The sequence below is a fragment of the Bacillus sp. FJAT-42315 genome (assembly GCF_002797375.1).
Lineage (GTDB): Bacteria > Bacillota > Bacilli > Bacillales > Domibacillaceae > Bacillus_CE.
The window spans coordinates 1,691,090-1,702,350 of record NZ_KZ454941.1 but is presented as its reverse complement, the minus strand read 5'-3'; the positions used below and the strand labels follow the sequence as shown (position 1 = coordinate 1,702,350).

Annotated in this window: 15 protein-coding genes; 1 reads left to right on the top strand and 14 read right to left on the bottom strand. The window is 41.0% G+C overall.

Going from position 1 to position 11,261, the window contains the following annotated elements; genetic code table 11:
• The 4 genes from bshB1 to CEF22_RS08260 are packed head-to-tail and all read right to left on the bottom strand — an operon-like array spanning position 1 to position 2,258.
• Positions 1–708: a bacillithiol biosynthesis deacetylase BshB1 gene (gene bshB1 / locus CEF22_RS08275; protein WP_100403954.1), complete on the bottom strand. Its 708-nt coding sequence runs from the start codon at positions 706–708 to the stop codon at positions 1–3.
• Positions 698–1,111, bottom strand: coding sequence for a methylglyoxal synthase (mgsA, locus tag CEF22_RS08270; protein WP_100402472.1), 414 nt, complete (start codon positions 1,109–1,111; stop codon positions 698–700). The genes bshB1 and mgsA overlap by 11 nt, the downstream gene beginning before the upstream one ends.
• 14 nt (positions 1,112–1,125) lie before the next feature.
• Positions 1,126–1,926, bottom strand: a complete 801-nt coding sequence (dapB, locus tag CEF22_RS08265) for a 4-hydroxy-tetrahydrodipicolinate reductase (protein WP_100402471.1) — start codon at positions 1,924–1,926, stop codon at positions 1,126–1,128.
• The gene (locus CEF22_RS08260) at positions 1,926–2,258 is read right to left on the bottom strand and encodes a nucleotide pyrophosphohydrolase (RefSeq protein ID WP_100402470.1); all 333 of its coding nucleotides are present in this window, start codon (positions 2,256–2,258) and stop codon (positions 1,926–1,928) included. The genes dapB and CEF22_RS08260 overlap by 1 nt, the downstream gene beginning before the upstream one ends.
• 168 nt (positions 2,259–2,426) lie before the next feature.
• Between CEF22_RS08260 and CEF22_RS08255 the strand changes: the two genes are divergently transcribed.
• Complete coding sequence (locus tag CEF22_RS08255; RefSeq protein ID WP_100402469.1) at positions 2,427–3,299, top strand: YitT family protein; 873 nt, start codon at positions 2,427–2,429, stop codon at positions 3,297–3,299.
• A 74-nt stretch (positions 3,300–3,373) separates the two neighbouring features.
• Here the strand turns inward: CEF22_RS08255 and CEF22_RS08250 are convergent, their stop codons facing one another.
• The 10 genes from CEF22_RS08250 to aroA form a co-directional block, all read right to left on the bottom strand.
• A complete protein-coding gene (locus tag CEF22_RS08250) occupies positions 3,374–4,051 on the bottom strand; it encodes a zinc metallopeptidase (RefSeq protein WP_100402468.1) in 678 nt (225 codons plus the stop codon).
• Positions 4,052–4,120: 69 nt separating this feature from the next.
• Positions 4,121–4,912 carry a sporulation protein YpjB gene (locus CEF22_RS08245; protein WP_100402467.1) on the bottom strand — a complete coding sequence of 264 codons (792 nt, stop codon included), beginning with the start codon at positions 4,910–4,912 and terminating at the stop codon, positions 4,121–4,123.
• 71 nt (positions 4,913–4,983) lie between these two features.
• On the bottom strand, positions 4,984–5,586 hold the full coding sequence (locus CEF22_RS08240; RefSeq protein WP_100403953.1) for a lipoprotein heptaprenylglyceryl N-acetyltransferase LhaT: 603 nt from the start codon (positions 5,584–5,586) through the stop codon (positions 4,984–4,986).
• Positions 5,587–5,654: 68 nt separating this feature from the next.
• The gene (locus CEF22_RS08235; RefSeq protein WP_100402466.1) at positions 5,655–6,422 is read right to left on the bottom strand and encodes a menaquinol-cytochrome c reductase cytochrome b/c subunit; all 768 of its coding nucleotides are present in this window, start codon (positions 6,420–6,422) and stop codon (positions 5,655–5,657) included.
• 53 nt (positions 6,423–6,475) lie between these two features.
• Positions 6,476–7,150, bottom strand: a complete 675-nt coding sequence (gene qcrB / locus CEF22_RS08230) for a menaquinol-cytochrome c reductase cytochrome b subunit (RefSeq protein WP_095478067.1) — start codon at positions 7,148–7,150, stop codon at positions 6,476–6,478.
• 14 nt (positions 7,151–7,164) lie between these two features.
• Positions 7,165–7,668: a ubiquinol-cytochrome c reductase iron-sulfur subunit gene (locus tag CEF22_RS08225; protein WP_095478069.1), complete on the bottom strand. Its 504-nt coding sequence runs from the start codon at positions 7,666–7,668 to the stop codon at positions 7,165–7,167.
• Positions 7,669–7,826: 158 nt separating this feature from the next.
• Positions 7,827–8,294 (bottom strand): YpiF family protein, encoded by a 468-nt coding sequence (locus CEF22_RS08220; RefSeq protein ID WP_100402465.1) that lies wholly within the window; start codon positions 8,292–8,294, stop codon positions 7,827–7,829.
• Between the two features lie 86 nt (positions 8,295–8,380).
• On the bottom strand, positions 8,381–8,920 hold the full coding sequence (locus CEF22_RS08215) for a ReoY family proteolytic degradation factor (RefSeq protein WP_100402464.1): 540 nt from the start codon (positions 8,918–8,920) through the stop codon (positions 8,381–8,383).
• 38 nt (positions 8,921–8,958) lie between these two features.
• Positions 8,959–10,218: a tetratricopeptide repeat protein gene (locus tag CEF22_RS08210; protein ID WP_100402463.1), complete on the bottom strand. Its 1,260-nt coding sequence runs from the start codon at positions 10,216–10,218 to the stop codon at positions 8,959–8,961.
• 156 nt (positions 10,219–10,374) lie between these two features.
• Positions 10,375–11,261: 3-phosphoshikimate 1-carboxyvinyltransferase (gene aroA, locus CEF22_RS08205; RefSeq protein WP_100402462.1), on the bottom strand; the 887-nt coding region annotated here is incomplete at its 5' end.

Sequence of the window (11,261 nt, the reverse complement as noted above, 5' to 3'; positions counted from 1 at the left end):
TCAATCTCCAATGACATCATTTTCTAATAATAGCGGCTTTAACACTTTAAATCCTTCCGCATAGGACACGCCTACTTCTTTGCCCATCATCCGTTCTCTCGCTTCGACTGCCTCAATATAGCCATTCGTTAACGGCGTTTCTACAGCCCCTTCACCGAGCTGAAATTGACTGCGATAAGCAAGCAAGCTACGTTTCTTTGCCTCAATGTAATCGCTAATATCGATACAAAAATCTGGCGCATGAAAACCATTAATCATATAAAAATAGACATGGTTGACTTTATGAGCAGGCAAGTCATTCGCCGTTATATACTTTCTAATTCCGGCGGAAAACACCGCTTCCTGCACGAGACGAGAGCATTGGCCGTGATCGGGGTGACGATCTTTTTCATACGGAGCAAAAATCACTTTCGGTCGAAAGCGACGAATCACTTCCGCTACTTTTCGAATGGCTTCGTCCGTGATAAATAAGCCTCGATCAGGAAGGCCGAGATTGACACGGGTATTCACTCCTAATATTTCAGCCGCTTCTTTTGCTTCCTGATGTCTCGTTTCAACGGTCCCATTTGAAGAAAGATCTGCTTCCGTTAACTCACAAAAGGCGATTTTTTTGCCCTGTGCGGCATATTTAGCGATTGTGCCTGCCATACCGATCTCAATATCGTCGGCATGGGCACCAAATGCTAAAATATCCACGTCATTTTCCATCATAGCTCAACCTCTTTCCTTCTAAATACCTTAAATCGCCCCGTTCCATTCCTTTAATGAGCATCGTCGCTGTCCCGATATTCGTCGCCAGTGGGACCGCATAAACATCACATAAACGAACTAAAGCAGAAACATCGGGTTCATGAGGCTGAGAGGTCAGTGGATCGCGAAAGAAAAAAACAATGTCCATTTCCTTTCGAGCAATACTTGCCCCAATTTCTTGATCTCCTCCAAGGGGACCTGATTGAAAACAGTGGATCGTTAATCCTGTTCTTTCGGCAATTTTCCGACCCGTTGTTCCTGTCGCAAACAAATCATATTGCTCAAACACTTGGCGATGATCAGCCACAAATTCAATCAGATCGTCTTTTTTCTTATCATGGGCAATTAACGCGACTTTCATAAACACCCTCCAAATTAATCAATAATATGTTCCATTCCGTAAATAAGCGTCTGGACATTCATCACCGTCTCTACACACACTTTCACACCAGACATAAAGGATGCACGGTTATAAGAATCATGGCGAATCGTTAACGTTTGACCGTCTGCTCCAAACATTACTTGCTGGTGAGCAATCAATCCTGGCAAACGAACGCTATGAATATGCATGCCATCCATGTTAGCCCCGCGAGCACCTGGCATCGTTTCCTTTTCATCCGGATGACCTTGCTCTTTCGCTTGTCTTACTTGACTCATCATTTGCGCCGTTTTTAACGCTGTTCCTGATGGCGCATCTAATTTTTGATCATGATGCAGTTCGATAATTTCCACATCTTGAAAATATTTCGCCGCCATTTCCGAAAACTTCATCATTAAGATCGCACCGATCGCAAAGTTTGGCGCAATAATACAGCCAAGCCCTTTTTCTTCTGCTAATGCCGTTAATTCTTTCAGCTGTTCATCGGTAAATCCTGTCGTTCCTACCACGGGACGAATATTGTTTTGTAACGCTGTTTTTGTATGTACATAACCTGTTTCTGGCGTTGTTAAATCAATTAATACATCTGCTTGCTTTTCGCTAAAGCATTGATCAATATCGACATAAACGGGAACATCTACTCCTTGAAATCCTTCGATCTCGCTTAATAATTGGCCATCGTATTTACGATCAAGCACTGCAACTAGTTGAAAGTGCTCCGTCTCCTGTACCATCTTCACTGCTTCTTTCCCCATTCTTCCACGCGGGCCTGCAATTATTACTTTAATTGTCTCCATTATTGTTCCTCCTCTTTCTTCGTCCAACGATCTTTATCTCTCGTATTGAATTTCTCCATCACTCGTTCATGAGCCGTTTGTAAATCAATATTTAACGAATTGGCTAAACAAGTAATGACAAACTGTACATCCCCTAGTTCTTCCTCAATCGTTTTCGGCTGCTCCGTCGATTTTTTCGGCTTTTCCCCGTAATGATGATTGATTTCGCGGGCTAATTCACCGAGTTCTTCTGTCAATCTCGCCATCATCGCTAGCGGGCTGAAATACCCTTCCTTAAATTGACCGATGTAGTCATCGACCTCTTTTTGCATCTCTTTCAATGTCTTATCCATCTACTTCCCTGCTTTCTATATACTCTTTTTTATGTTAGCTAATTCTATCCTTCCTGACAATGAATTTATCCGTTTCAATCGGTAGGATATTGTCGAAAAGCTAGCCGTTCTATATAATGACAAGTACCGGCGCAAAAAACAGAGTTTTCACACAAAGGGGGACACACCATGTTGTTTGGGATGAAATTGAAAAATATTTTTTTTATTTTATTAGGAAGTGCGATCTTCGCCTTCGGACTCGTTCATTTTAATATGCAAAATAATTTAGCAGAAGGCGGGCTGACAGGGATCACATTATTATTATACAGTTTGTATGGCATCGATCCTTCCTATTCGAACTTACTTTTAAATATTCCTTTATTTTTTATCGGATGGAAGCTATTAGGGCGCACTCCTTTTTTATACACACTAATCGGAACCGTAAGTCTTTCCGTCTTTTTATGGATTTTTCAAAAAATCCAATACCCCATTCCCCTTCATGATGATCTATTTTTAGTGGCTCTCTTTGCAGGGGCTTTTATCGGTGTAGGGCTTGGCATCATCTTCCGTTACGGTGGAACAACGGGAGGCGTAGATATTATCGCTCGACTGGCTCATAAATATTTTCATATCAGCATGGGAAAAACAATGTTTGCCTTTGATGCGATCGTTATTACGGCATCGTTATTAACCTATATTGATTACCGAGAAGCGATGTACACTTTAGTTGCCGTCTTCGTTGGGGCCAGAGTGATTGACTTCATGCAAGAAGGAGCCTATTCCGCAAGAGGGGCGATGATTATCTCCAACCATCACAACGAAATTGCGGACAAAATTTTAAAAGAAATGGAACGAGGCGTCACGGTGTTACAAGGACACGGCTCGTTCACGAAAGAAAAACGTCCGGTGCTATACTGCGTTGTCGGCAAAAACGAAATCGTCCGCTTAAAAAACATTATCGCATCTGTTGACCCTCATGCCTTCGTCTCCGTCACCATCGTCCACGACGTACTAGGAGAAGGCTTCACACTAGATGAAAACAAACAACCGATCGAAGTGTAAAATGAAATGCGGAAGGCGCTAACTTAGGAGCAAAAATAAAGCAGTCAACCTCCTCGGTTGACTGCTTTTATTTATTAATCATCATTTTGCATGCCTGTATATACGAGCACTAGGCGAACTAATTCCAGCACGGCTACAGCTGTAGCGGCTACATACGTCATCGCCGCAGCGTTTAATACTTTGCGTGCTTCTCTCTCTTCGTCATTGCGAATGATACCAGAAGAGACGATTTGATCCATCGCTCGCGAGGAAGCGTTAAATTCGACCGGGAGCGTTACGACTTGGAACAGCACTCCAAAAGCCATTAAAATAATTCCTAATAGCATCATGCCAGATAAATTGGCAAAAATTCCGATCATAATGAAAATCCAAGACATATTCGATCCGATATTCGCAACAGGAACTAACGCATGGCGGAAACGAAGAAAAGCATAACTCTCTGCATCTTGAATCGCGTGACCAACTTCATGAGCAGCGACAGCTGCACCAGCGATCGAATGTTCATGATAATTATGAGAAGACAAATGTACTGTCTTTGTCATCGGGTTATAATGATCACTTAAAAAACCTCTTGTTTCTACTACTTGCACATGATACAGCCCATTGTCATCTAAAATTTTTCTAGCGGCTTGAGCACCATTAATTCCAGTAGAAACCGGTACTTTTGAATATTTCTTGTACGTTCTTTTCACTTTTAGTTGTGCCCAAATTGGTACAATAATCAATAGTAAAAAGTAAAAGATATAGCCCATAGTGTAATTTTTACCCCCATAAGTAAATGAATGATGTTAATTCTATTTTATCTGGAATGTTTGTTTTTTTCAATGATTAGGCTTATTTCGTGTTTCTTCCTTTTGTCCTTTATATTTTCTCCAGCCGACATAAGATAATGTAGTAATAATAATTCCACCTGTCATGCTAATCACCCAGCCAAGTGACGGTTGAATCACTTCTTCCTTTCCTTTTTCATAAAAGATCGCTTGTACTTCCTTCTCCAACTGCTCAATCTCACCCGTTTCTGATTGAGTAGCTAAAATATCATCTCGATAGTAATCAACATAGCGCACTCGTTCGTCTAACAGCTGTAATTGAGTAGCAGCTACGTCTACTTGCAAGCTTGGTTTCAGCATCTCATAATTGGATAAAAACACATTTAACGTTTCATGAAATTGCATCGTATCTAGCTGGGCGGAGGATTGCTTTAACGCTTGCAATGAAGACATCACCGGTTCCTCCATTTGTGTCCACAATGGCGTGCCAGTTGAACTGATCGCATTGACAGCTAAGCGAAAAGAAGTCATTGCTACTAAGCATTGCTGCTCTTTTCCATCTGGTTGTTCAATCAGCGGAAGCGCTTCAGCAAACACACTCTCAATAACGAACCATTCTTCTGGTGATGCCAAGCGATCATCCTCTTGAAGAACGAGATATTCCTTTTCAAATTGACGCATCAATGCGTGAGCTTGCTCGTAACGACCTGCTTGTGTAAATTGTAAAGCTTGCTCAGCGATCGTATCTAACGTAAGAAGGCGAGAATTCATCATTTCCGCCTGAGTAGAAATAGGTAACATAAAAAGGAAAAAAACTATGAACAATCGTCTCAATTTATTCATCTCTCTCCCTCCTCAATCCTGCTTATAATATATGCAAGGAAACAAGAAACGAGAAGAGGAGAATGGCAACATCAAATTTTACCGGGAAACTCCCATTTCAAACGTTGCGCTCTTACGCCAACATACCAAGCAATGAAAATAGAAAGAAGGCTCAACCAAAATGTAAAATAGCCAATTTCTTGAATGTACAAGTTCAATTGAGAATAAATAGGATATTGCATAAACACATAATCAATGATTTCGTTATGTAACGTCCAAACAGCCGCAACAACTAATTGCCACCATTTGATTCGATAAAATGGGGCATATAATAACCCCTGAACCGCCATCCCAAGGTGTGAAGCCATTAACATATATCCTTCCCAAGGCAAATCACCACTCACTTTTAGCGTCAATATATTCATAATGACCGCCCAAATCCCATATTTAAATAAAGTAATGATCGCCAATGCCTGAAACAAGCCCCAATGCTTTTTGAATAAAAAACCAACTAAAACGATCACAAAAAATAAACTAGCTGTTGGACTATCCGGAACGAAAGGAATAAAATACCACTCTGTTTGTTGAAGCTGTGATCCATACCAAATGTAGCCATAAATGGTTCCCAAAATATTAATAATCAATAACATCCACAAAAACGATCGATTCGTTAATCCCCAATATAAATAGCGCAAATAACCACCTCCATCGCTATTATATACGAAAAAAAGATGCCCCGTACAATACGGAACATCTTCTTTCATTATTTCGCTTCTAAAGTAGAGATGAATTCAGCCATTTTCGCTAAATCTTCATCGTTTCCTTTATACATGCCGGCTGGCATAGCACCACGGCCTTCTTTAGCGATTTTGGAGATTTCTTCAGGGCTCAACCCTGTTCCAACTAATGTTGGTCCAGCAGCTCCACCCGCCATCGTATCTCCATGACAGTTAATACAACCATTTTCTTGATAAATCGTGTAGCCTTCCGCTGTTTTATCAATATCAGCTTCTGCTTTAATTTCCCCTTGAGCTTTCGCTGCTTCCCAGTCATGGTTTACAACTGACTCCCAAGTTAAGAAAACGATTGATGCTAAAGCTAATAACATGAAACCTGTTGCAAATGGACGCTTTAACGGACGACGTTCTGGTCCACGGTCAATAAATGGAGCTAGTAATAGTCCTCCAAAGGCAAGACCTGGAATAACGAAGGCGCCAATTACGTTGTATGGTCCAGATGCATAAGTGTATTTTAACAATTGATAAAGAAACAAGAAATACCAGTCTGGAAGTGGAATATATCCTGTATCCGTTGGATCCGCAACACGCTCAAGCGGAGACGGATGCGCGACCGTTAAACATAAATAACCAATTAAGAAAACAGCACCTACCATCCACTCTTTTAATAAAAAGTTCGGCCAAAATGCCTCTGTTTTCCCTGGGTATTCCGAATAATCTTTTGGAATATTCGGTTTACGTTCAGCCGGGATACGCGAATCACCAACGAACTTCATCCCTTTTCCACGATGCATAGCGTTCCCCTCCTTTTATAAAGATACAAATCAAGTCGATTAGTTGTTGAATTTTACAATGGGCCAGAGATCCCTTGTTTACGAATCATAACGAAGTGAGCTCCCATTAAACCAAGCAACGCTGCTGGTAAGAAGAACACGTGAATCGCAAAGAAACGAGTAAGCGTCTGCGCCCCGATAATATCAGGGTGACCGGCAAGCAATGTCTTGACTTGCGCCCCGATAAACGGTGTCGCCGCCGCAATTTCAATACCTACTTTTGTCGCAAATAGCGCTTTCATATCCCACGGTAATAAATAGCCTGTGAAACCTAATCCAAGCATAACGAAGAAAATTAATACTCCGACCACCCAGTTTAACTCACGAGGCTTTTTGTATGCGCCTTGGAAGAACACGCGTAACGTATGTAAGAAAATCATAACGATTACTAAACTCGCACCCCAATGATGCATACCGCGAACGATCATTCCGAAAGCAACTTCATTTTGTAAATAATATACGGATTCCCAAGCATTTTTAATATCAGGTACATAGTACATTGTTAAAAACATACCTGATAAAATTTGAATAACTGTTACGAAAAACGTTAATCCACCGAAGCAGTAAACGAACGCAGAAAAGTGATGCGCAGGGTTTACGTGCTCAGGTACTTCGTGATCAGCGATATCGCGCCACATTGGCGTAATATCTAAACGCTCATCAACCCAATCATAAATCTTGTTAAGCATGTATTACGCCTCCTTTACACGATATTATTCGGTTTCGGCTTACCAATCTGAAGGAAACCATCTTTCACTTTTGTTGGATACACATCCAACGGTTTAGTTGGTGGAGTTCCTGGTACGTTGTTACCATTCTTCTCATACAACCCATTATGGCATGGGCAGAAGAATTGATTCTTGTGATCATTACCTTCCCAGTTGACCGTACAGCCTAAGTGTTTACATACTGGTGAAAGAGCGACAATTTCTCCCTTATCATCTTTGTAAACCCAAGCTGTTTGTGTTACTTCGGATACATACCATGCATCCTTTTGTTCGTAAGAGAAGTCGACACGTGTTGGAGTTTTACTTAATTCATCCACCTTTTGCTTCGTTGCATGGTATTCGCCTTTGGCACTACCCTCTAATACTGGATCGACTGCAAAACGCACCATCGGCATTAGCATACCCGCCGCCATAAAACCTCCTACTCCCGTGAGAGTGTAGTTAAGGAATTGACGTCTTGATACCCTTTGTTTGCTCATTCTTTTCCCCCCTCTATCGTAAGGTCTGTCCATTATGGACATAAAATAATCGCACAAACATAAACTAGGACATAATTATGATAATCTAAACTTGATTTCTGGTCAATATGATAGTGCTTTAAAAACTCTAAACAATGTGACGTTTTTCTGAAAAATCACTAAATTCGTTGCCATTTCTGTACAATGATATTGACAAATTGCTTCGCTTGTTCTTCTATTAAAGAATACTTATAAGAGTCCTCCATATGCTCTAACGGAACAGATGGCACCCAAATGAGCGTCCCTTCTATCTGATCTTCTACGAGCTTCCAATCGCTATCGGATGTGAAGAAAAATGTATGCTTGAAGCCTGCACGGTCAAATTCATTCGCCCATTCATTAATCGCTGCTACTTTCTCTTCTCCGCTTTGCTTTTTCATATAAGAAACTGGTGGAACAAGAAGAATTCTTCCCTTAAATTGCTTTTCTAATAACATGGTCAACAACTGAATAAATTCATACTGAGAAGCAGCTTGCTTCATATCCGGCTCAAAAGAAATCGGGACAAGCGGCACGATGACAGTATCAATATATTCCTTTTGCTGTTGAAACAGTTCCGTGTCTTTTCCATTCCAATTCATCATCATTCACCTCGTTTCCATCATATCATGACAGCTAGTATAGAGCCACCTTCCCCAAACAAAAATAACCCTTTGCCCGGGTGAGCAAAAGGTTATTTTAATTGATTTAATCTTTCCGTTAGCTGTAGAAAACGCTCTTTATCTTGCGTGTCAAGCGCCTCGTCAATCTCTTGAAGGAGTCGCTCTTTTTGAAAGTGATAAATACTATCTTTTAAAAATTTCTCGGCTAACGCTTTATCCTTTTCCGTAATTCGCAAATTCCTTGGCATAAACGGATTTTCTTCTAATACGGCTGCATATTGGTGAGAAGTATTAGACCCTCTAAACTTCAACTCAATGTATATATTCTCTTCTTTGTTTAAGCGAATATCATGAAAAGATTTCTCGGCATCCGTTGTCATAATATTTTCTTTAAAAAACCGAAATGGCGCGCTATCTACGCAATGCGTGGACATCACCATTCCTCTTGGGCAATATTGGGCGTCATCAACAAAATGAACCTTCTCCATTAACTGATCATGGCTCATTAAATAATTTAAGATCCAAACAGACTCTCTTCTCTTTAACTGATAATGATTTAAAAACCAGCGGATAAAATCTTTTTTCTCATGAACAGATACAGGGGCAGCCATCAATAAATCCCTCCTCTGCAAACAATAATAGTAGCCTGTTAATCCCTCAACCGTTCGATTAGTGACAGCCATTCTTCATTCGTTGGGTCCGTTTTCAACAGTTCAGTAAAGATCTGCCACGCTTCCTTTCGCCTTCCTTCTTCCATTAGGAAATAACCATACTCCTCCAAAAACAAATGATTCATGTTAAAGAAATTATATGCTTCCTCATAACATTTTAATGCCTGATCATAGCTTTCCATGCCATGATACGCTTTTGCTTCATCCCAAATAAACTGAGGGTCTGCTTCCCCTTCTTTTTTAAGCAGAGCTGATATTTCCAACACTTCTTCATAGCGCTCCTGATGTAATAGAAGTTTATTTAGTGTTAAACCAGCCTCTGAATACTCTGGATCTAGCGCCAACGCTTCCCGGAAATAGCCCTCCGCTTCTTGTTCTTTAGCAAGCTTTAAGCTTAGCTTTCCAGCGATAAAGAATAGCTCCTTATGAAACTCATCGTGGCTAATCCCCTCTTTCGCCACCTCAAGCCCTTTCTCAAGCTCTTCCTCTCGCTCATACGCTCTTGCTAAATATAAATAAATCGAATGGTAATCTGGGTCTAAAGCCTTCACTTCATTAAATTTCTCAATCGCTGTTCGATCATGTCCCGCCTGAAATGCAGTAAACGCATACCCAAATAACGTGTTAATCTCTATTTTGTGATCAAGTGCTTGCTCATAATGATAGAGGCTGTCCTCAAATGCCCCACCAGCACTTAATGCCTCCGCCAGTCGTTGATGAATAGAGACACCTGCAATGACCTCTTCCTCAAGAGCGAGCAATTCACGATAGTTCTTAATCGCTTCAAGGAACTTACCTTGTTCAAGATACAATTCGGCTAACGCAAATTGAATCACCGGCTCATCAGGAAGTATTTGTTTTGCCTTTAGTAGCTTTTGTTCACTGACTTCATATAAACCTTGCATTTGATATAAGTCCGCTAACAGCAACAACGATCGTGGAAAAAACTCGTCTGATTCATCCATTTGATCTAATTGAAGCATCGCCTCTTCTTCTTCATCCATCTCGACAAGCACTTCAGCTAACAATACCCGTAACTCCCCTTCACTTGGGTATTTTTTCAGCAGTCCTTCATACAATTCCTTCGTCTCATTTAGAAATCCTAAATGATACAGCTGCTCAGCGAGACTATATTTCTCGTCATCAGATGAAAAAGTGAGTACCTTTTTAAATAGCGATTGAGCTTGCCTCTCATTTCCTTGTTGTAAACAATCCATCATTTGTTGTGCATAAGACATATGTTCGAACCCTTTCTTTTCTTCAGCCTTTCATCCTTTTTACAAGATAAGCAGCAGCTTGTTTTCTTTTCTATGATACATAAATTCTCCACATTAATAAAATTTCCTTCTTCATCGCGAAAAGGAGCTGATAAATTCATATTCAGCTCCCCACCTTTATTGAATTAAACTCGTTAAATCCTCAAAAAACTGCGGATAAGATACGGCAATGGCCTCAATATTTTCAATCGTAACTGAACCGGAGGCAATTAGCGAGGCAACAGCGAGCATCATCCCGATCCGATGATCACCGTAAGACGTAACGTGCCCGCCTGTCAGCGACTGGTTTCCATGAATAATCATTCCGTCCTCCGTCGCTTCCACCTTTGCTCCAAGCTTTGTTAATTCATTAACGACCGCGTCAATTCGGTTCGTTTCTTTCACTTTTAGCTCCTCTGCATCTTTAATAACCGTCTTGCCTGATGCTTGAGTCGCCAGCAAAGCGATAATCGGAATTTCATCAATTAATCTAGGAATTAAGTCGCCGCCAATTTCCACCCCGTGTAGCTCAGAAGTGCGAATAATGACCGTACCAATTTCTTCACCTTTGGATTCCTCTAATATGACTTCCATGTTGGCGCCCATTTTTTCCATCACATCAATAATACCTGTTCTCGTAGGGTTTAAGCCGACATTTTTTAATGTAATTTCACTGTTTGGCGCAATCGCACCAGCAACTAGGAAAAAGGCCGCTGAAGAAATATCTCCTGGTACGTAAATATCGGTCCCTTTAAACGATTGACCACCTGTTACGATGATCTCATTGTCGCGTCGTGTAATCTTTCCACCAAACTGTTCAATCATTTTCTCTGTATGATCGCGAGTCGGAAGTGGCTCGGTAATAACCGTCTCTCCGTTTGCTTGCAAACCAGCAAAAATAATCGCTGATTTCACTTGAGCACTAGCCATCGGCAACTCATAATGCATCGCTGTTAACGTCGTTCCTTGCACCGCTAAAGGAGTGAATCGTCCATCTTCGCGCCCAGAAATTTGTGCTCCCATAT